The organism is Leucobacter sp. NPDC058333 (assembly GCF_042726155.1).
In the GTDB taxonomy this organism is placed as follows: Bacteria; Actinomycetota; Actinomycetes; order Actinomycetales; family Microbacteriaceae; genus Leucobacter.
Window position 1 is genome coordinate 1,059,947 of the sequence record NZ_JBHXHV010000001.1, and the last position, 20,242, is coordinate 1,080,188.

The 20,242-nt window shown below is 66.7% G+C and carries 21 protein-coding genes; 10 read left to right on the forward strand and 11 right to left on the reverse strand.

The features are described 5' to 3' along the window. The first annotated feature begins 9 nt into the window (after nt 1-9). The 3 genes from ACFWHR_RS04965 (at nt 10) to ectB (ending at nt 3,416) form a co-directional block, all read left to right on the forward strand. Nucleotides 10-432, forward strand: coding sequence for a Fur family transcriptional regulator (locus ACFWHR_RS04965; RefSeq protein WP_382447160.1), 423 nt, complete (start codon nt 10-12; stop codon nt 430-432). Between the two features lie 69 nt (nt 433-501). Beyond that, nucleotides 502-1,980, forward strand: coding sequence for a catalase (locus tag ACFWHR_RS04970; protein ID WP_382447161.1), 1,479 nt, complete (start codon nt 502-504; stop codon nt 1,978-1,980). Between the two features lie 170 nt (nt 1,981-2,150). Then, nucleotides 2,151-3,416, forward strand: coding sequence for a diaminobutyrate--2-oxoglutarate transaminase (ectB, locus tag ACFWHR_RS04975; protein ID WP_382447162.1), 1,266 nt, complete (start codon nt 2,151-2,153; stop codon nt 3,414-3,416). A 6-nt stretch (nt 3,417-3,422) separates the two neighbouring features. Here ectB and ACFWHR_RS04980 read toward each other — a convergent pair whose 3' ends face one another. Beyond that, on the reverse strand, nt 3,423-5,099 hold the full coding sequence (locus tag ACFWHR_RS04980; protein WP_382447163.1) for an FAD-binding dehydrogenase: 1,677 nt from the start codon (nt 5,097-5,099) through the stop codon (nt 3,423-3,425). A 139-nt stretch (nt 5,100-5,238) separates the two neighbouring features. Between ACFWHR_RS04980 and ACFWHR_RS04985 the strand changes: the two genes are divergently transcribed. From ACFWHR_RS04985 to ACFWHR_RS05005, 5 genes are all read left to right on the forward strand, one after another. Further along, on the forward strand, nt 5,239-6,051 hold the full coding sequence (locus tag ACFWHR_RS04985; RefSeq protein ID WP_382447164.1) for an ABC transporter ATP-binding protein: 813 nt from the start codon (nt 5,239-5,241) through the stop codon (nt 6,049-6,051). Then, entirely contained in the window at nt 6,048-6,767 is a 720-nt protein-coding gene (locus ACFWHR_RS04990) for an ABC transporter permease (protein WP_382447165.1), read from the forward strand. Before ACFWHR_RS04985 ends, ACFWHR_RS04990 begins: the two co-directional genes overlap by 4 nt. Next, nucleotides 6,764-7,468, forward strand: a complete 705-nt coding sequence (locus ACFWHR_RS04995; protein ID WP_382447166.1) for an ABC transporter permease — start codon at nt 6,764-6,766, stop codon at nt 7,466-7,468. Before ACFWHR_RS04990 ends, ACFWHR_RS04995 begins: the two co-directional genes overlap by 4 nt. Nucleotides 7,469-7,493: 25 nt before the next feature. Then, complete coding sequence (locus ACFWHR_RS05000) at nt 7,494-8,435, forward strand: ABC transporter substrate-binding protein (protein WP_382447167.1); 942 nt, start codon at nt 7,494-7,496, stop codon at nt 8,433-8,435. A gap of 100 nt (nt 8,436-8,535) precedes the next feature. Beyond that, entirely contained in the window at nt 8,536-9,990 is a 1,455-nt protein-coding gene (locus tag ACFWHR_RS05005; RefSeq protein ID WP_382447168.1) for a mycothione reductase, read from the forward strand. Nucleotides 9,991-10,171: 181 nt separating this feature from the next. Here ACFWHR_RS05005 and ACFWHR_RS05010 read toward each other — a convergent pair whose 3' ends face one another. The 5 genes from ACFWHR_RS05010 to ACFWHR_RS05030 form a co-directional block, all read right to left on the reverse strand. Continuing rightward, nucleotides 10,172-11,830, reverse strand: a complete 1,659-nt coding sequence (locus tag ACFWHR_RS05010) for a carbohydrate-binding domain-containing protein (RefSeq protein WP_382447169.1) — start codon at nt 11,828-11,830, stop codon at nt 10,172-10,174. Beyond that, a complete protein-coding gene (locus ACFWHR_RS05015; RefSeq protein WP_382447170.1) occupies nt 11,827-12,666 on the reverse strand; it encodes a polyphosphate polymerase domain-containing protein in 840 nt (279 codons plus the stop codon). Before ACFWHR_RS05015 ends, ACFWHR_RS05010 begins: the two co-directional genes overlap by 4 nt. Next, nucleotides 12,663-13,286, reverse strand: a complete 624-nt coding sequence (locus tag ACFWHR_RS05020; protein ID WP_382447171.1) for a DUF4956 domain-containing protein — start codon at nt 13,284-13,286, stop codon at nt 12,663-12,665. Before ACFWHR_RS05020 ends, ACFWHR_RS05015 begins: the two co-directional genes overlap by 4 nt. Nucleotides 13,287-13,441: 155 nt before the next feature. Continuing rightward, nucleotides 13,442-13,897: an NUDIX domain-containing protein gene (locus tag ACFWHR_RS05025; protein WP_382447172.1), complete on the reverse strand. Its 456-nt coding sequence runs from the start codon at nt 13,895-13,897 to the stop codon at nt 13,442-13,444. Beyond that, the gene (locus ACFWHR_RS05030; RefSeq protein ID WP_382447173.1) at nt 13,894-14,712 is read right to left on the reverse strand and encodes a M15 family metallopeptidase; all 819 of its coding nucleotides are present in this window, start codon (nt 14,710-14,712) and stop codon (nt 13,894-13,896) included. The genes ACFWHR_RS05025 and ACFWHR_RS05030 overlap by 4 nt, the downstream gene beginning before the upstream one ends. 47 nt (nt 14,713-14,759) lie before the next feature. On the opposite strand from ACFWHR_RS05030, the gene ACFWHR_RS05035 reads away from it, so the two are divergent. Next, nucleotides 14,760-16,127, forward strand: coding sequence for a CapA family protein (locus ACFWHR_RS05035; RefSeq protein ID WP_382447174.1), 1,368 nt, complete (start codon nt 14,760-14,762; stop codon nt 16,125-16,127). 65 nt (nt 16,128-16,192) lie between these two features. Here ACFWHR_RS05035 and ACFWHR_RS05040 read toward each other — a convergent pair whose 3' ends face one another. After that, complete coding sequence (locus tag ACFWHR_RS05040) at nt 16,193-17,038, reverse strand: nitrilase-related carbon-nitrogen hydrolase (RefSeq protein ID WP_382447175.1); 846 nt, start codon at nt 17,036-17,038, stop codon at nt 16,193-16,195. A gap of 115 nt (nt 17,039-17,153) precedes the next feature. Between ACFWHR_RS05040 and ACFWHR_RS05045 the strand changes: the two genes are divergently transcribed. Continuing rightward, a complete protein-coding gene (locus tag ACFWHR_RS05045; RefSeq protein ID WP_382447176.1) occupies nt 17,154-17,729 on the forward strand; it encodes an NUDIX hydrolase family protein in 576 nt (191 codons plus the stop codon). Here ACFWHR_RS05045 and ACFWHR_RS05050 read toward each other — a convergent pair. From ACFWHR_RS05050 to ACFWHR_RS05065, 4 genes are read right to left on the reverse strand one after another with little or no spacing between them, the layout of a single operon-like run. Beyond that, a complete protein-coding gene (locus ACFWHR_RS05050; protein WP_382447177.1) occupies nt 17,726-18,193 on the reverse strand; it encodes a SprT-like domain-containing protein in 468 nt (155 codons plus the stop codon). The genes ACFWHR_RS05045 and ACFWHR_RS05050 overlap by 4 nt on opposite strands. Nucleotides 18,194-18,197: 4 nt before the next feature. Beyond that, nucleotides 18,198-19,055: a spermidine synthase gene (locus ACFWHR_RS05055; RefSeq protein WP_382447178.1), complete on the reverse strand. Its 858-nt coding sequence runs from the start codon at nt 19,053-19,055 to the stop codon at nt 18,198-18,200. Beyond that, the gene (locus tag ACFWHR_RS05060; protein ID WP_382447179.1) at nt 19,052-19,366 is read right to left on the reverse strand and encodes a glutaredoxin domain-containing protein; all 315 of its coding nucleotides are present in this window, start codon (nt 19,364-19,366) and stop codon (nt 19,052-19,054) included. The genes ACFWHR_RS05055 and ACFWHR_RS05060 overlap by 4 nt, the downstream gene beginning before the upstream one ends. A 33-nt stretch (nt 19,367-19,399) precedes the next feature. Beyond that, entirely contained in the window at nt 19,400-20,119 is a 720-nt protein-coding gene (locus tag ACFWHR_RS05065; RefSeq protein WP_382447180.1) for a phosphatase PAP2 family protein, read from the reverse strand. Nucleotides 20,120-20,242: the final 123 nt, after the last annotated feature.

Sequence of the window (20,242 nt, forward strand, 5' to 3'; positions counted from 1 at the left end):
GTTGCGGGTATGGAGACGAACAACGAGCTGGCGCTGCGCGACGCCGGGCTGCGGGCGACCGCCGGCCGCGTTGCAGTGCTGGACGCGCTCGGCTCCATGCCGCACTCGGACGCCGATCGCGTGTTCCGAGTGGTCTTGAGCGCGCTGCCGACGACCTCGATTCAGTCGGTGCACAACATCCTCGCGGACCTGACGGCGGCGGGACTGACCCGCCGCATCGAACCAGCAGGCTCCGCGGCGCTCTACGAACGTCGTGTGAGCGACAATCACCACCACGTCGTCTGCTCCCAGTGCGGGGCAGTCGCCGATGTTGACTGTGTCGTCGGTCACGCGCCGTGCCTTGCCCCGTCTTCGACGGCGGGCTTCACCGTTCAGACAGCTGAAGTGACGTTCTGGGGCATCTGTCCCGACTGCGCCGCATCGGCCGCATAGACGAATACACACCGTCACCCCGGGGTTCGGGGCGATGATTTGTCGTGCGCACAACTCCTGAGGAGCATCATGCACACACCCGACACCACGACCCAAACCGGCACACCGGTAGCGAGCGACGAGCACTCCCTCGCCGCCGGCCGCGACGGCGCCATTGCTCTGCACGACCGGTACCTCGTCGAGAAGCTCGCCCAGTTCAACCGCGAGCGGATCCCCGAGCGCATCGTGCACGCGAAGGGCGGCGGCGCCTTCGGCGAGTTCGTCGTCACCGGCGACGTTTCGGCGTACACCCGGGCGGCGATGTTCCAGCCGGGCACCGTCACCCCGTCACTGCAGCGCTTCTCGTCGGTCGCCGGCGAGCAGGGATCACCCGACACCTGGCGCGACGTGCGCGGATTCTCGGTGAAGTTCTACACCGCCGAGGGCAACTACGACATCGTGGGCAACAACACCCCGGTGTTCTTCATTCGCGACGGCATCAAGTTCCCTGACTTCATCCACTCGCAGAAGCGGCTTCCGGGTTCGGGTCTGCGCGACGCAGACATGCAGTGGGACTTCTGGACCCTTTCGCCCGAGTCGGCGCACCAGGTGACCTATCTCATGGGCGACCGTGGCCTACCGCTGTCGTGGCGCCACATGCCCGGTTTCGGCTCTCACACCTACCAGTGGATCAACGCCGCGGGTGAGCGATTCTGGGTGAAGTACCACTTCGAGGCGCTGCAGGGGAACGCCGAAATGTCGAGCGAAGATGCCGAGGCCATCGCCGGCGCTGACGCCGACTACTACCGGCGTGATCTGTACGAGGCCATCGAGCGCGGTGAGTTCCCCGCTTGGAAGGTGTCGGTGCAGGTGATGCCGTACGAGCAGGCGAAGACCTATCGCTTTAACCCGTTCGACCTGACGAAGGTCTGGCCGCACGCGGACTTCCCGCTGATCGAGGTCGGCGTGCACACGCTCAACCGCAATCCCGAGAACTTCTTCGCGCAGATCGAGCAGGCGGCGTTCTCGCCAGCGAACACGGTGCCGGGCATCGACATCAGCCCTGATCGCATGCTGCAGGCGCGCGTGTTCTCGTACCCCGACGCACAGCGGTACCGCGTCGGCACGAACTACGCCCAGATCCCGGTGAATGCACCGGTCGCGCCGGTCGCGAACTACTCGCAGGACGGTTCGCAACGTCACGGATTCAACTCGCCGCAGACGCCGGTGTACGCACCGAACTCACACGGTGGCCCAGCGGCAAACCCGGCGGCAGCCGGCGTCGGCTCCTGGGAATCCGACGGCGAACTCGTGCGCACCGCGGCAACGCTGCACGCCGAGGACGACGACTTCGGTCAGGCCGGAACCCTCTACCGCGACGTGTTTGACGCGGCGGCGAAGGAGCGCTTCCTCGCCACGATCACGGGCGCGGTCGGTGGCGTCACCAGCCCCGAGATCCGTGAGCGCGCCATCGGATACTGGTCGCAGGTGGATGCCGAGCTCGGGGCGGCACTGCGTCGCAACCTCGAAGCCGGCGTGACCGAGGTCGCGGCTACCGCCGACGCCTGATCCGCAACTGCGCCAGCCGGGCGGGCCGTACGAGAAGCCCGCCCGGCTGGCGTGCCCTCAGCTTGATTGCGCCTATCCTCGATAGCAGGAGACGAGGCGCACTACCCGCGTCAGAAGCTCAGCTCCGCGCGGTGATCCCGCGCCCCGCAGGCAGAGAGAAAGCTGAATTCATGAGCGACCTTGCAGTGTTCGACCGGTACGAGTCAGAGGTACGCGGCTACATCCGCTCCTTCCCGGTCGTGTTCGAGCGCGCGCACGGCTCGGTGCTCGTCACCGAAGATGGGCGCGAGTTCCTCGATTTCTTCAGCGGCGCTGGCGTCGTGAACTACGGTCACAACAACCCGGTCTTCACAGCCGCGCTGATCGAGTACCTTCAGAGCGGAGGCATCATTCACGGCCTCGACATGGCCACCTCGGCGAAGCGCGACTTCATCGAAGCGTTTCAGCGCCTCGTGCTCGCCCCGCGCGGGCTGAACTACAAGATTCAGTTCACCGGTCCCACCGGTGCAAACGCGGTTGAGTCGGCATTGAAACTCGCGCGCCAGGCAACCGGCCGACAGAACGTCGTCGCGTTCACCAACGGTTTCCACGGGCTCAGCCTCGGCGCGCTCGCCGCAACGGGCAACGAAAAGTATCGCGCAGCGGGTGGCGTCTCGCTCGGTGATGTGACCCGCCTGCCCTACGACGGCTACCTCGGCGACGGCGTCGACACCCTCGACCTGTTCGAGCGCATGCTCGATGATCCGGGTTCGGGGCTCGACCTGCCCGCCGCGGTGATCGTCGAGACGATCCAGGGCGAGGGCGGCATCAACGTGGCGAGCCCCGAGTGGCTGCGCCGCCTGCGCACGCTCACCGAAAACCGCGGCATCCTGCTGATCGTCGACGATATTCAGTCGGGCGTCGGGCGTAGCGGTGAGTTCTTTAGCTTCGAGCAGTCGGGCATCGTGCCCGATCTCGTCACGGTCTCGAAGTCGATCTCAGCGTCGGGTCTGCCGATGGCGATCTTGCTGATGGACCCCGCAATTGACGTCTGGAAGCCGGGTGCTCACACCGGCACGTTCCGCGGCAACAACCTCGCGTTCGTCAGCGCTCGCGTCGCGATCGAGACCTACTGGAGCGACACCGCGTTCACCGAGGTCATCGTCGAGCGCGAGGCGCAGCTGCGCGCGGCGCTCGAATCGATCGCCGCCGAGTTCCCTGTGGCCGAATTCACGGTGCGCGGCCGCGGCCTGATGTACGGGCTCGCATCGACGGCGCACCCTGAGCTCGCGGGCACGGTCTCACAGCGCGCGTTCGAGCGCGGGGTCGTCATCGAAACCTCCGGCGCGCGCGACGAAGTGCTGAAGTTCCTGCCAGCGCTGACAATCTCTGCCGAGGAGTTGGATCGTGGCCTCGCCGTCATTCGTGAGTCGCTGACCGCGGCTCTGGCTGGCTGAGCGCGCTCAGCCAGCCGCCACGGCCCGCCCCGCCGCCCGCCCCGAGAACAGGCAGCCACCGAGAAACGTACCCTCGAGTGCGTTGTAGCCGTGTACGCCGCCGCCTCCGAACCCGGCCGCCTCGCCCGCAGCAAACAGCCCGGGCACCGGCTCACCGCTCACGCCGATCGCGCGAGATTCGAGATCGGTCTGGATGCCGCCGAGGCTCTTGCGCGTGAGCACGTGCAGCTGCACCGCGACGAGCGGACCAGCCGCCTTATCGAGCAGCCGGTGCGGGGCGGTCGTGCGAGTAAGCCGGTCGCCGAGGTAGCGGCGGGAGTTACGCACACTGTGAAGCTGCGCGTCTTTTGAAAACGGATTACGCAGCTCTGCGTCGCGCTCGCGAATAACCCGATCCACGTCGCCCGCGTCGAGCAGCGGTCGCTCGGTGAGTTCGTTCATTCGCGCGACGAGGTCGGGGACGGTGGTGGCGGAGACGAAGTCGTCGCCGCGATCGATGAAGGCCTGCACCGGCCCCGGGGCACCCGATCCGAGTCGCGTCTTGAGGAGCAATTTGCGGTCTCTGTTCGTGAGATCGGGATTCTGCTCCGAGCCAGAGAGCGCAAACTCCTTCGCCGCCATGCGGTGCGTCACGATGAACCAGGAGTGGTCATGCTCGGTGAGCGCGGGATCGCTCCGCAGCATGCGCAGCGTGCCGAGCGTGTCGTGACCCGGCAGGCCGGGCGGCGGCAGTCGCCGTCCGAGCGCGTCGAGCCAGATCGGCGACGGGCCGGGCAAGATGCGGATCGCGTGACCCGGCCACACCGGCGCCCAGTTGCGCACGCCCTCGGTGTAGTGCCACATCCGGTCGCGGTTCACGAGTCGCGCACCCGCGCCCTCAGCGATGCCGAGCATCCGGCCGTCGACATACGCCGGCACGCCGGTGACCATGTTGCGCGGCGGCGTACCGAGGCGGTCCGGCCAGAACTGCCGCACGAGGTCGTGGTTGCCGCCGATACCGCCGCTCGCGACGATCACGGCGGGCGCCCGCAGCTCAAAGTCGGCGATCACGTCGCGGTGTGATGCTGCGCCGCGGGCGGTGGTGTCGGGCGCGAGCACCGTGCCGCGAATGCCGACGACGGCACCGTTCTCAACCACAAGCTCGTCGCAGCGATGGCGGTGCTTGATCTCAGTGCGACCTGCCTCGACGGCCTCCAGCGCTGCCGTGACGAATGGCCCGACGACGCCGGTTCCGGTGCCCCACGGCACGTGAAAGCGCGGCACCGAGTTGCCGTGGCCGCCCGCGGTGAGATCCCCGCGCTCCGCCCACCCGACCACGGGGGTGAGTTCGATACCGGCCTCTTTGATCCACGACCGCTTTTCGCCGGCCGCGAACTCTACGTAGGCGCGCCCCCACTGCGCTGCCCAGGAGTCTTCGTCGCCCAAACGATCCCACTGTGCGCTGCCGCACCAGTCTTGCCACGCGAGGTCAAACGAGTCGTGTACGCCGAAGCGGCGCTGTTCGGGGGAGTCGACGAGAAACAGCCCGCCGAACGACCACCACGCCTGCCCGCCGAGGTCTTGCGGGCCCTCCTGGTCGACGATGATCGTGCGCAGGCCCGCCCGGAAACACTCGCGGGCAGCGACGAGTCCTGCGAGGCCAGCACCGACAATAATCACGTCAGCGACGTTGCTGCGATTCATGCTCCCATTGTGCCGGTTTTTCCTTCGAGCGCACCTAACCCAGGGCACGGTTCGGTCACAAGGGCTTGCGAATTCACCGGGGCACCCGGCTAGGGTTATTGATGCGCCGAACCCGGTGCGTGCACCGGGAGGGGCCGACTTGATCGAGTTCGAGCGAGTATCGAAGGTGTATCCCGGCGGCGCCACGGCGGTGCACGAGTTCTCGTGCGTCATTCCCTCGCACCGCTCAGTCGTACTGGTGGGTTCGTCGGGCTCGGGAAAAACGACGCTCATGCGCATGGTGAATCGCATGGTCGATCCAACCGAGGGCCGCGTGCTGATCGACGGTGAAGACGTGCGCTCTCGCAATCCGGTCGAGCTGCGGCGATCCATCGGATACGTCCTGCAGCAGGGCGGTCTGCTGCCGCACCGCACGGTCGCCGACAACATCGCGACCGTTCCCGTGCTCACGGGCACCTCGCGGCGGGAGGCGCGCAACGCAGCGAGTGAGCTGCTCGAACGGGTGGGGCTCGATCCGGCGATGGGCGCGCGCTATCCGGCACAGCTTTCTGGTGGTCAGCAGCAGCGCGTGGGCGTCGCCCGGGCGCTCGCCTCCGACCCGAACATTCTGCTCATGGACGAGCCGTTCGGGGCCGTCGACCCGATCGTGCGTCGCGAGCTGCAGCAAGAGCTGCTGCGGCTCCAGGCCGAGCTCGGCAAGACCATCCTGTTCGTCACGCACGATATTGACGAGGCGTTTTTGCTCGGCGACGAGGTCATCGTGCTTGAAACGGGCGGCCGGATCGCGCAGCGTGGCACCCCGGCTGAGATTCTGGGCAGCCCGGCGAACGACTTCGTGCGCGACTTCGTCGGTGCTGATCGGGGCGAGCGGCGATTGCACGTCGTCGAGACCGACGGCGAGCGTATTGCCGTCGACGCCGCAGGTCGTCTCGTGGGGGTTCTCGAGTCGTGAACTGGCCGATCGCGAACTGGGACTTCGTCCTCGAACTCGCCGTTTCACACCTGCTGCTGAGCGTGCCGGCCATCGTGATCAGTGTGATTATCGCGGTACCGATCGGGCGTCTCGCGTTTAGAAGGCCGCGCATTGGTGGTCCACTGCTGTCGATAGCGACGCTGGCGTATGCGATCCCGGCGTTGCCGCTGCTCATCATCTTGCCAGCGCTCATTGGGACCTCGCTCCGGTCGTGGCAGACGATGGTCGCCGCGCTCAGCGTCTACGGCGTCGCGCTGCTCGTGCGCACGGCGTGCGACGCATTCGCGTCGGTCGACGGTCAACTGCGCGACGCGGCGGTTGCGATCGGATTCGCACCGCGCAGCCTGTTCTGGCGCGTCGACCTGCCACTCGCGGTGCCAGTGCTGATCTCGGGTGTGCGCGTTGTCTCCGTGTCGACGATCAGCCTCGTGACGCTGGGCGCCCTCATTGGCGTGCCGAGCCTCGGTACGCTGCTCACCGATGGCTTTCAGCGGGGTATTTTCGCCGAGATCTGGACGGGTGTGATCGCAACCGTGCTGTTGGCACTGCTGCTCGACGTCATCGTGCTGGCCATCGGCCGCGCGCTGACGCCGTGGTCGAGGCGCGCCGCGGCGGTCGGACGCTCGGCTGATCCGGCGCCCGCGGCGACTCCTGCCGGGGCCGAGGCCCGGCCCGATGCGGGGGTCTCCGCATGAATCTCTTCGCAGATGCCATTGCCTGGTTGACCGACCCCGCGCACTGGAGCGGGCCGGGCAGCATCCCGATCCGTCTGCTGCAGCACATATTGCTCGCGGCGGCCGCGCTGCTCATCGCCGGTGTTATTGCGCTCCCGATTGGCTCGATTATTGGTCACACGCGGCGGGGCGCCGGTGCAGTGGGCGCCCTCGCGGGCGCGGCCAGGGCACTGCCGACGCTTGGCGTGCTGACGCTGTTCGGGCTCGCCCTCGGCATCGGCGTCGCGGCCCCGCTGCTCGCGCTCATAGTGCTGGCGATCCCGTCGTTGCTCGCCGGTGCGTACGCGGGCGTCAGCGCTATCCCGCCATCGATTCCCTCGGCGGCGAAGGCCGTGGGATTTAGCCCAGCGCAGGTGCTGCTGCGGGTGGAACTCCCGCTCTCGCTGCCCGTGATGATCGGCGGTGTTCGTGCCGCGACGCTGCAGGTTGTCTCGACAGCGACGCTCGCGGCGTACACGTCAGACATCGGGCTCGGGCGCTACCTCTTCAGCGGACTGAAATCACGCGATTACGGGCAGATGCTCGCGGGCGCGCTCCTCGTGATCGCGCTCACGCTCGTGCTCGAGATCGTGCTGGCAGCGTGCCAGCGACTCGCGACTCGCCGCATCGCTGGTGTCACGCCGAAGTCTGTGTCACTGGCACCATCACCGTCACCGAACTGAAACCCCATCGAGAGGAAATACGATCATGCATCGTCGAACCGCACTGCGCTCCGCCCGCCTGGGCGCTGCGCTCACGGCCGGAGCCCTGGCGCTCACGGCCGCGCTTACCGGCTGCTCAAGCTCCGATCCGCTCTCGAGCGGGGGCGACAGCGACGCGTCGGCCAAGGGTGACACCATTGTCGTGGGCTCCCAGGACTACTACTCGAACGAGATCATCGCCGAGATCTACGCTCAGGCGCTCGAGGCCGACGGTTTCGACGTTGACCGCCAGTTCCGTATCGGGCAGCGCGAGGTCTATCTGCCCGAGATTGAGAGCGGCAAGATCGATCTGTTCCCCGAGTACTCCGGCAACCTGCTGCAGTACTTTGTCTCCGACGCACCCGAGCGCCTCTCGGACGACGTCTACGACGCGCTGAGTGCGGCAATGCCGAAGGGCCTGCGAGTGCTCGAACAGTCTCCGGCCACCGACCAAGACACCTACGTGGTGACTCGGGCGTTCGCCGAGAAGTGGGATCTGAAGACGGTCGATGATCTCAAGAACGTCACTGATCCGCTGACCTTCGGCTCGAACTCCGAGGCCGAGTCGCGGCCCTACGGCCCCGCCGGGCTCGAAAAGACCTACGGCATCAAGGACGTGAAGTTCACCCCCATCGAAGACAGCGGTGGGCCGCTCACGGTGAAGGCGCTGCAGGACGGCTCGATCCAGTTCGCCAACATCTACTCCGCTGACCCGTCCCTGGCCGCGAACGACCTGGTCACGCTCGAAGACACGAAGGGCATCTTCCTCGCGTCGAACGTCGTGCCGATCGCGAGCGACAAGGTCGACGACAAGGCCGAGGGCGTCATCAACGACGTCAGCGCTGCAATGACGCCCGAAGATCTCGTCGAACTCAACGGTCAGAGCGTGAACGACGAGCGCTCCGCCGAAGACATTGCGAAAGAGTGGCTCGACGGGCAGTCGTTCTAAGGGACGCGGTTGCCGGGCCCGGCTACCGGGCTCTCGGCTGCCGGGCTCTCGGTTGCCGGGCCTGACTGTTGATTCAGCCGGTCAGCCGTAGGATCGCCTCATGGAGAATCCTGCGGTTGACCTGGCAATCATCGGTTCGGGATCGGGCAATTCGCTCGTCACCCCTTATTGGGACGACCGCCGCGTCGTCATCGCCGAACAGGGCGTCTTCGGCGGCACCTGCCTGAACGTCGGGTGCATCCCGACGAAGATGTTCGTGCGGCCGGCGGCGATCGCTCGCGGTCCAGAGGAGGCTGCGCGACTGAATGTCGCACAGCACACAGATGCGGTCGATTGGCCAGCGATGCGGGATCGCATCTTCGGGCGCGTCGACGCGATCTCGGCGGCAGGCGAGCGCTACCGCCGCGACGAGCTCGACAATGTTGAGCTCATCTCGCAGCGCGTGCGCCTCACCGGCACGCACGGGTTCGTCGCTGACGACGGCACCCGAGTGGAAGCCAAGCAGCTCGTCATCGCAGCTGGATCGCGGGCCGTGATCCCCGAAATTGAGGGCATCGACCTGCCGCAGGTGCACACCTCAGACACGGTGATGCGATTGCCCGAGCTGCCGAAGCGCGTCGTGGTCGTCGGCGGCGGATACATTGCGGCCGAGTTCGCAAACATCTTTTCGGCGTTCGGATCAGAGGTCGTGCACGTGCACCGCGGCGAGCAGCTGCTGAAGCGCGCGGACAGCGACATCGCGGCACGATTCACGGCGGAGGCCGCGCGCCAGTGGGACCTGCGGCTCGGCCACACGGTGACCGCCATTCGTGAGGCGGCAGACGGTGGCGTGCTCGTTGAAGTCGCGGGCTCAGGCGGGGCTTTCGGGAGTGCAGTGGGCGGTGGCGTCACCGAACAGGTTGCCGCCGACGTGGTGCTGGTCGCCGTGGGGCGCACACCGAACTCTGACCTCGTCGGTGCCGCCGAGGCGGGGCTCGACCTGCACGACGACGGCCGCATCGCGGTCGACACGTATCAGCGGGTGCTTTCGGACGGCCTGCCGGTGCCCGGACTCTACGCGCTCGGCGACATCAGTTCGGCCGCGCAGCTGAAGCACGTCGCGAATCACGAGGCGCGCGTCGTTGCGCACAACCTCGAGCACCCGGACGATCTGCGGGAGTCGCGCCAGGACGGGATCCCCGCGGCCGTATTCACTGACCCAGAGATCGCGCAGGTCGGGCTCACTGAGGCCGAAGCGAACGAGGCCATTGGGGCGGTGAACGTGACCACGAAGCTGCAGTCCTACGGTGACACGGCGTACGGCTGGGCGCTGGAAGACCAGACCGGCGTCTTCAAGGTCGTCGCAGATCGCCGAGACGGCCGCATTCTTGGCGCACACGTGATGGGATACCAGGCCTCAAACCTGATTCAGGTCGTCATCATGGCGATGAGTTTCGGCATCGACGCCCACACGGCGGCGCGCGGCCAGTACTGGATCCACCCGGCCCTCATGGAGGTCGCAGAAAACGCCCTCCTCGGCCTCGACGTTCCGACGGCCCCCCGCCCGCCGCTCTAGCCCGCGCCGCGCCGCGCCCCCGCCCGCCCGCGCCCGCCCGCAAAACCCCCGCCGAACGCGAGGGTTCCGCCTGAACACGAGGGTTCCACCTGAACACGAGGCCATTTACGGCGGTTTTACCCTCGTGTTCGGCGAGAACCCTCGTGCTCGGCGGGGGTTTGCGGGGGATGCCCGGCCGGTGCTAGCCCTGTGTGGGCGGGGCCTGGCCCGGGCGCTGGCCGCCGCCCATGCCGCCACCCGCGCCGCCGGGGCCCTGCGTTGCAGACGCCTCGCCAGCGGTCGCCGTTCCCAGCTCGTCGCCGTCGGCGGTCAGCGTGTAGGTGTCGCCCGAGACGATGTCTGCGCCAGCTACCGTGACCGCGCCGGCGGTCTTCTCGGAGGTGGCGGTCGCGACGGTCGTACCCGAATCGTCAACGATCTCGACCTTCTGACCGGCGATGATGTCGCCACTGAAGGTGACCCAGCCCAGGCTGGACGAGTCGCCCGGTGACTGTTCCATACCGCCGCCGCTGAACGCTACGACGGTGCCGCCCGACACCGTCAGATCGCCGTTCGCGTCGAGGGCGCCGTTCCCCGACTGCGTGGGACCGTACACGGTCACGTCGCCGCCCGAAATGGTGAGCGATCCGTTCGAGTCGAGTCCGTCGCCCTCCGCGTTCACCGTTACAGTGCCGCCAGTTATCTCGACGCGCTCGCCCGTGTCGCTCATGCCGCCGCCGGCGCCGCCGCTTGCGTCAGCGCTTGCATCTGCGGTCGTGGCCGCGAGACCCGAACCATTGACGCCGTCGTCGCTCGACGTGACGTTCACGGTACCGCCGCCGATTCCGATTGACGAGGCTTCAATACCCTCGTTCGAGTCGGTGATGGTGACTTTGCCGTCGCCGATGGAGACGATCGATTCAGCCTTCAGCCCATCGTCGGTCGCTGCGATGGTCAGTGTGCCTCCGGTAACGACCGCGTCGGTCTGGGCCTGGACGCCATCATCGCCCGCGGTGATGTCGACGGTGCCGCCCGACACGAACACGTAGCCCTGCGTCTCGTCGGTGTCTTGATCGCTCTTGAGGCCGTCGCCGCCGGTCGCCGTGAGATCGAGCGTGCCGCCCTCGACGAGGAGCGCATCTTTCCCACGCAGCGCGTCATCGACGGCGGTCACCGACAGTAGGCCCGACAGAATGACGAGGTCGTCGGTGCTCACGATGCCGTCATTGCCGTTGCCAGTGACATCGAGCGCCCCGTCACCCGAGACGGTGAGGTCTGAGTCAGCGTGGATTGCCGCGTTCACGGTGGCGTCGTCGGCATAGGTCTTGGTATCAGAGACGCTGTTCTTACTGCCGTCGATGAGGTAAAGCGCGACGTCGTCGGCGGTCTGCACATCAATCGCCGCCCCCGCATCGTTGGCGATAGTGACGCCATCGAGCATCAGCACCACCTGCGCGTCATCGGGTGCCGCGACCACGACGCTGCCGTCAAACGTGCCGCTCAAGCGGTAAACGCCCGCCTCCGAAATCGTAAGGACGTTCGCACCGGTGCCCCCCGCACCGGTGCCCCCTGAATCGGTGCCGCTCGACACAGTGACGGCGTCACTCTCCGACTTCGCACTGTCGCCCGAGAGCGTGACATCGATTGCGTCGGCGTCTGACCACTCGTCGTCGTTCACCGTGGTCGCGTTGGCGTTCGCCGCGATCACTTCGCTCGGGCTCAGGTCGCCGGTGAAGGCTACCGCCGTCGCGTTGGTGCCACTCTCGCTGGCCGCTGAGGATGTGGCGGCGACGGCGCTGCAGCCGGCGAGCAACCCTCCGGTGAGAACGAGTGCGGAAGCGGTGAGCAGGGTGCGTTTCATGAGTGGTTCTCCTGGGTGTCGGGGGTGAGGTGGTGAGCGGCGGGTGGGATGGTCAGCGACCGCGTGTCTGCGAAGGGGCCGCGCAAGAGGCGCGCCCACTTGTTGCTGGGAAGTTCGGGGTGCAGGGCCGCGGTTCCCGTGCCAAACTTGCTGATGCCTTGAGGTCGGTGCCCTTTCCGCCAGAGGGCGCGATCGAACTCGGTGGCCGGGCCAGCAGATTTCGACTCGATGATCACGTGGTCGGGGAGCGAAACGCACTCGCCATCGGCGTCGATCCAGTCGAGGGCGGTGTCGACCGTGGCACGGCTGCCGCCGGGCGCCAGCAGGGTCATGCGCTGATAGCGGGTGGTGAGTGTCGGAGTCATGGCGTGCACGAGTTCGCTGTCGAGTCCGATCGCGTCGAGCGCTGCGCCGACGTACTCCCGCCCAGTCGCGGTCAGACGTTCAATGTCGGCGATGTCGTATGGGATGCGATCCTTCACCGTAGCTCCGCGACCACCCCGCGTCTTCATCTCAAGGTACGCAGTTCCGCTTGAGAGGTACGCGCGGGTGCGCAATTTGAAGCGCCGCCGCCGCGGTTGCGCCGCGAGGTGGTAACTGACGCGGTCGGGAGTATCGAAGTACACAGAGGCGTATCCGAACGAGCGCTCGCCGTCGATGTCGAGCACGCGGGTGTCGGGATCAACCATTCCGACGATGTGGGCGGCGTCTGAGGCGGGCACCACGTATTTGCGGTCGACACGGGTCAGGAGCGCGGCATCCGTCACCAACTCTTCGAGCTCGACGGCGTTGAAGCCTCGCGTCACGTCCGCGAGCTGCGCGAGCGCGGCGCTCACAGCTGGGCCGCCCCGTCGAGCTCGGTAGCTCCCAACGCGCTCCGGTCGTTCGAATGCCGGCGGCTCGCTGTGGCGGGCAGTCGGTAGCGCACGTCGACGAGAGTCGTGTCGTTGACGAAGTCGAGATCTTGCACGGTGAGCGACGTCACCGCGCCGCCGAGTCGAGCCTCGATTTCATCGGTGAGTTCGCGTTCGTCAACGATTGCCCGGTCGAGGCGCACTACCTGATGACGACTGCGACTGAGCAGCGCCGGGTGATCCGCCGCCCACATCACGAGCAAAATAAGCGTGATGAACAGCGTCGGCACGAGGGGGTCAGTGGAGTTCAGGCCGCCGATGAGGCCCATGGCGAGCGCCGAAAAGTAATATGCGACCTCGCGTTGTGAGATCTCGGATGACCGCAGGCGAATGATCGAGAGCACCCCGAAGAGCCCGAGCCCGAGCCCGAGGGCAACTTCTGCCGTGCTGAGTACCGTGGCGACCGCGAGCACTCCGACGTTCACGCCGAGGAACGCGACCACGAGATCGCGCCGCCGGTGGCGTCGGTAGTAAATGCCGAACGTGAGGATCGCGGCCGCAATGAGATCGACGGCGATGAGGATGAGAGTGCTGGACGTCACTGAGTCTCCAGGATCGAAGGTGCGGGGCGTGGCCCCGGGGGATTGCTCCCATTCGATCGTTCAGAGTTCGGTGAACAATATGTGGATCATTCACGAACGATAAGACTCGCGCGCGGTGAGCGCGGTGCGCGCCGCACGCGCCTTGCGCCCTGCCGCTACTCGTTCGAGAGCAGCGCCGGAAAGACGTAGTCGGTGTTCAGTGGCGCAATGTCGTCGCGCGGCGCCAGCGGGTCGATCCATTCAAGTGCGGCGATCTCGGCCCGCGGGGTCGCGGCGGCGGCCTCTGGCACGAGCGGGTGCTCGAAGACCGTCGCCTCGACCACGTGACCCGGCTCATTCGCGGCGACCGCGCGGAAGACCCCGAGGCTGCGGAGCCGGTCACGATCGAGATCGATGCCGAGTTCTTCCTCGAACTCGCGCACAGCGGTGTCGATCGGAGCCTCGTCGAGTTCGTGCTTCCCGCCCGGAAGCATGAATGAAGTCGTGCCGCGCTTGCGCACGTTCAGCACCCGACCCGCATCGTCTCGCATCACGACGGCGCTCACCCTGATCGTACGGTCGGGGGCGGTGTGTGATTCTGGTGCGGCGCTGGTCATGGTCGTCTCGCTCACTGCGCATACCCTGGCGCGTCGGGAAGGTCGAAGAATTCTTCGAGTGTGGTCACGTTGTCTGCGCGCATGCGTTCGGCCAGGTCGACGCCGACAAACCGAAAGTGCCACGGCTCCGGCATGAATCCGGTTACCGCCTGCTTACCATCCGGGTAGCGCACGATAAAGCCGTACTCGCTCGCGTGGGCCGCGAGCCAGGTGCCTGCAGGTGTCTCACCGAAGCACGCGGCGAGATAACAATCGCCGTGGTCATCGAAATCGACGACCAGCCCCGTTTGATGCTCGGAGTGCCCCGGGCGCGCGGAGTACGTGTCTGCCGCCTGCTGCCCGTCGCGCGCGACGTAGCTGTCGTAGAGAGTCGTCTGCGTGGTGTAGTCCCGATAGGCGCTGATGATCCGCACATCGATACCGTCGGCCTGCGCGGCGCTCACGAGCGACTCGACCGCGCTCGCCGCAGGGGCGCGCAGCGGTTGCTCGAACTCGTTTTCCACTCCGGTGGGCATCACGAGGTCGGTTGGTGCGAAATCCGCCGGCTGCAACGCACGCAGCTTGTTGCTCACGACCCAGATCGACATCGGATCATCGAGGGAGTGCGCCGTGCGGTCAAAGTTCTGTTCGGTGGGAGACGATTTCGTTGCGGCAGAGTCTGCTTGCGACGATGACGATTCCGGATCCGACGTCTTCGACGTCGTGGCCGGGCTGTTCGTTTCGCCCCGCTTTGCGGCGGGCTGAGGTTCAGGAGCACACCCTGTCAGCAGGAGCATGGCGAGACCGAATGAGGCGACCGCAATTCCCACCCGGTACCGTCGCAAAGCCATGCGGCAATGCTACTGGAGGCGCCCCGACCGGCAACTAGGCTGTTCCTATGGATGACGGCAGTGGCAGCGGGCAAGACTCTTCCGGGAAGAACGTGCCCGGGGAATACACCCCGATCGCGGTGACGGGCAAGCGCCGCTTGCCGCGACGCACCCGTCGCATCATTGCCATCGCGGCCGCGGCCGTCGTGGTGCTGGGTCTCGGCGGGGCTGCCGCCGCGATCGCCTGGGGGCCGGGGGCAACGTCTGCACCGACAGCCCAGACGGCCTCGGGTGATGCCTCGGCTGACCCCGAGGGCGTCGAGGATGCCGATGGCGCCGCCGAGCCGAGCGCCGACCCGACACCGAAGCCCGAGCCCGATGCTGAAGCCGCGAGCGATACGGTGCACGTCATCGCACTCGGAGACATGCTGCCCCACGATTCCGTCAATCAGAACGCGCTGCAGCCAGACGGCGGCTACGACTACGGTCAGTTCTTCACGGGCATCGCCCCGCAGCTCAAGGCCGCGGACGTGACGTTCTGCAATCAGGAAGTGCCGAGCGCGGGTGTCGACTTCGGCATCAGCGGGTACCCGACGTTCAACGCCCCGGCAGAGTTTGCGCGCGATCTGCACGGCGTAGCCGGGTGCGATCTCGTGAACACGGCCACGAATCACAGTGCCGACCTCGGCGCGGCGGGCATCGCGGCGACGCGAGGTGTGTGGGACGGCTTGACGCCGTCGGCCGTCGACGGCGCAAATCGAAACGTCGAAGAGCAGCGCACCGTTCCCGTCTTCGAGCAGGGCGGAGTGAAGTTCGCCCTCGTGTCATTCGCGGAGTACTCGAATGCGCCGATTGACGGCGTCTCGCTCAATATGATGGGCGACGACGCGCTCGTCACGGACTTGCTGGCTGAGGCGAATAAGCAGGCAGACGTTGTGATCGTGTCGGCACACTGGGGCACCGAAGATTCGCACGACGTCAACGACCAGCAGCGCGCGTTCGCGCAGCGCGTCGCCGATCTGGGCGCCGACGTCGTTGTGGGCACCGGCCCGCACGTGCTGCAGCCGACGACCTGGCTCGATCGGGCCGATGGCGGCCGCACGCTCGTGTGGTACTCGATTGGCAACATGCTCAACACCCAGCTGGAGCTCGATCAACGCACCGGGGTGATCGCCGGGTTCGACGCGGTGCGTGACCCCGATTCGGGGGCGGTGTCAATTGACAATCCCACGGGCATTCTCACGTACATGCACTACGACTGGACGGCCGAGCAGGAGGCCGCGGGAGCCCTGGACGCGCGGTCAAACCTCTCGCTCACGCCGTTGGCTCAGGCGGGAGATCTGCTTGCAACGACGCGGTTCGGCGTCACGCCTGAGCAACAGATCGCCGCATCAACGGCCGTGCTCGGGCCTGATGTCACGATCCTGCCGGAATAACGCGTCGTCCGAGTAACGGTCTGAGTGCGCGCGGTCTGAGCGCCGGGGTCTGAGCACCCGCGAGTTCAGGCGTTTTCGCTAGAGAGCGCCCGATAATCGTCTGTGCTCAGGCGATCCCGGATCACGGGGAACTCCTCACGCACGTCGGCGACGCGCCCCGGCTCAATGTCGACCACCATCAGCTCTTCACCGTCGCCGCACTCGGCCACGATGCGGCCGGAGGGGTCGACGACTCGGCTGAACCCGCCAAGTTGCACATCTGACTGACTGCCGCACGCGTTCGTCGCGACGACCCAGAGCTGATGCTCGACCGCGCGTGCCTGCGTGAGGAGGCGCCAGTGCTCGCGCCGAGCCGCGGGCCACGCTGCTGGCACGATTGCGGTATCTGCCCCGCGCGCGCTGAGCTCCTGCCACAGGCCCGGAAACCGCAGATCGTAGCAAGTGGTGCTCGCGGTCGCACCGAGTGCCCCGGGCACCACGCTCAGCGATAATCCGGGGGTCAGCAGCTGAGACTCGAGCGATTGGTACCCGAACACGTGAATCTTGCGATAGGTCTGGGCGACCCGGCCCGTGGCATCAACGAGCACGGCGGTGTTGTGCAGCTGGCCGTCGGCGCCGCGCTCCACGATGCTCCCGAGGTGTACTTCCGCGCCGAGGTCGCGTGCCACACGCTGCGCCATTTGCACGGTCGGCCCCGCGAGCGTTTCTGCGCGCTCTTCGTAGCGGTCGAACGCGAAGTAGCCCGCGCTCCAGAGCTCGGGGAGCGTGAACAGGTCGACGCCTTCTGCCTGTCGGAGCAGTGCCTCAACCCGCTCGATGCGCGTGGCCGGGGATTCATCGTCGGGGCTCGCCACCTGAGCGATGGCGACACGTCGGGTGACCGGGGTCGCGGGATTCGAGAGCAGTTCCATGTCTCTCAGACTAGGTGAGGCGCGCCGGGCGCGACAGCTCTGCCGGGCGTGGCAGGATGGAAGGTGCCCGCTCGCGACGCGATCCGGGCCGCAACGCGACGGGACGGGTGACGGAATGACGATCGACACTGCCGAACTTCCTGACCCCGAGGGTCCAGAAGACCGCCCGGCGCCCGCGGGTAACCCGGGCTGGTTGAGCGATGACGAGCTGAGCTTCGTGCGCGGCCGGATGCCAATCATGTACGTGGAAGCTGTTCCGGTGCGCCTTGATGGTCTGGGCAAGGTCGTCGAGGTTGGTCTGCTGCTGCGCAGCACCCCCGAGGGGCTCATGACGCGATCGCTCGTCTCGGGTCGCGTGCGCTACGGCGAGACCCTGCGTGAGGCGCTCTTTCGGCACCTCGAAAACGATCTCGGGCCGATGGCGTTCCCGCAGATGCCAACCGCACTTGTACCCGTGCAGGTCGCAGAGTACTTCCCGATGCCGGGCATTTCGCCCTACGTCGATGATCGGCAGCACGCCGTTTCCCTCGTGTACGTCGTGCCCGTGACGGGTACATGCAATCCGCGTCAAGACGCGCTCGAGGTGACCTGGATGGCACCGGAAGAAGCGCTCGGGCCCGAAACGCTTGATGAGTTCGCGAACGGTCGAGGCGCGCTGCTGCGTCAGGCGCTTTCTGCAACGGGGTACTAGCGCCTGCGCCACTCGATCACGTGCTGCGGAGAAAACCGTTTCGCACATTTGCCGCACGAGTGAACTCGCGTGGGTTTGCGGAAGCGGAAGTGCTCGTGCCCGGCCGAGCAGTGACCGATCCAGGGTGCGCGTTCGTGCGCGATCTCGCCGTGGTGGGTGACCCCGCCGACGTACCCGAGCTCGTTCGCGACTGACTTCCAGCGTGGCCCGTGGCCGGCGTCGGGGCCGGCGAGCGCGTGCGCGACCTCGTGCAGCAGCACCTGATGAATTTCGTCGTCATCGAACTTTGAGGCGAGATAGCGCGAGACGGTGATGCGGCGGTCGGTGTAATTGCAGAGCCCGGCGCGGCGCTTCGCGTTGTCGAAGGCGAACGTCCACGGGCGATCACCGCGCACCTTGATATCCGAGAGATGCATCGCGATGAGCGCCTCCGCCCAAATACGCACCCGCGCGAGCTCAGCCACGGGATTACGCTCGCCCGAATAGTTCTCGCGCGGGTTCGGGGGAGTCGACGGCCGTCGCGTCCGTCACCGGCACCGAGCCGCGCACGAGGTCCTTGAATTCTCGCCCGACCAGCATGCGGGCCGGGTGCGGGCCGCCTGCGAGCAGCCGCGGCAACCAGTCGAGTGTTTCGAGATCGGTGTCAGACGCGACGAACACCACGTTGCCGAAGCGCCGCCCCTTCAGCACCTGGGGCTCCGCGATCGCGACGGTCGACGTGAACAGCCGCGCGAGCGTCGCTGCCTGTCCCCGCACGAAGGGGAGTCCGCTGCCGTCGGCAGCGTTCACGACGATGACACCGCCCGACGAGAGAAACGGCCGCAGCGACTCGTAAAACTCGATACTCGAGACGTGCGCCGGCGTACGGGCGCCGGCAAAAATATCGACGACGATCAGGTCCATGGCACCGCGCATGCCGTCGGGGAGCTTGCCGACGACCTCACGGGCGTCGCCTCGTCGGACCCGGATGCTCGCGCGCTTCGGCAGCGGTGCCGCTGCACGTACGAGGTCGACGAGCGCACCCTCGAGTTCGATCACCTGCTGACGGCTACCGGGGCGCGTCGCCTCGACGTAGCGGGGCAGGGTAAAAGCACCGCCGCCGAGGTGCAACGCTGAGATCGGCTGGCCGGCGGGCTTGAACAGGTCGATGACGTGGCCAATGCGGCGCACATATTCAAAGAACAGCTCTGATGGGTCACTCAGATTCACGTGGGACTGCGGCGTGCCGTCGACGAGTAGCTGCACCGCACCCGGCACCCACCGGTCCGCTTCTACTTCGGCTGTCAGCCCAGAGGTGAGCGTGACTGGCTCGGGGAGCGAGGTCACGCGCGGCCGAGCCCCAGCTCGGCGATCTTCCGCAGCATGTCAGCGTTTGAGGGTTCGACCTGATGGCTGGCGTCGGGGTAGAGGATGACCGGAATGTTCGTGCGCCCGCTGATGTCGCGTGCAACGTCTGCAGCTGCGGGGTCTTGGACGAGGTCGACGTAGCGGTACGGAGCGTCAGAGCGGTCGAAGATCAACTTTGCGCGGCGGCAATCGCCGCACCAGTCGGCGCCGAAGATGACCGTTTCTGCGGTGGTGTTGGCCGCGGCCGGAGGCGTGGTGTTTGCGGCGTCGGTGGTGGACTCTTCGCTCATGCCGATTAGCCTACGCGCAGGCCGAGACTTTCCTCATCGTGTGACGGCGGGGCTGCTGCCCGCCGCAAGTGCCGCCGCCTGACTGAACCAGAGTCGTCGGGCGAGAATCGCCGCCGCGAAGCCGAGCAGCGCGCCAGCCAAGGTGTCGGTGAGCCAGTGGACGTGCAGCGCAGTGCGGCTCCACATCATTGCGAGCACCCACACGACAGCGGCCGCGACGATGAGTTTCGTGAGCTGCGACCCAATGCGTTCTGAACCAATCGCGACGAGCGCCACGGAGACCGCGATCGCGGCGGCCCCCATTGAGTGACCCGACGGGTACGAGGCGCCGTGGCTTTCAAACAGTTGGCCGGTCGGGCGCGACCGCAGCACGAGTGCCTTGAACGTCTCAGACGCGGCAACCCCAATAATGGCCGCCGTCATCACCGCCGCTGCGTCGCGCGGGCGCCGCAGGGAAAAACACAGCGCAGCGATGATGGCGGTACACGCCGCTGCTCCGACGCCGTCACCGACCTGCGCGAGAAACACGGCGATCGCGTAGGGTGCGGAGCCTCGCTCGACCGAGACGACACTGTGCCACCAGACATCGATCGCGGGCGCCCCGACCGCGACGAATCGCAGGTACGCGCCAAATGCAGCAACCAGCAGAAGAGCGACGACGGCCGTCGCCAGCGCAGCGCGCGGGGGAGCGAGCGCGGGTCGGGGCGGGCGAGATGACGTGCGAAGTGAGTCGCGTCTGCCGGTCGAGTCCATTTGGTAACGCTACTTGAGACCGCTATGGAACGGGCTGGAAGGCTGAATTTCAGGATCGCCGAGCGCAATACAATAACCGCACTAGACATCGGGTAACGATGCTGTTACAGTTGACAGTTGCAC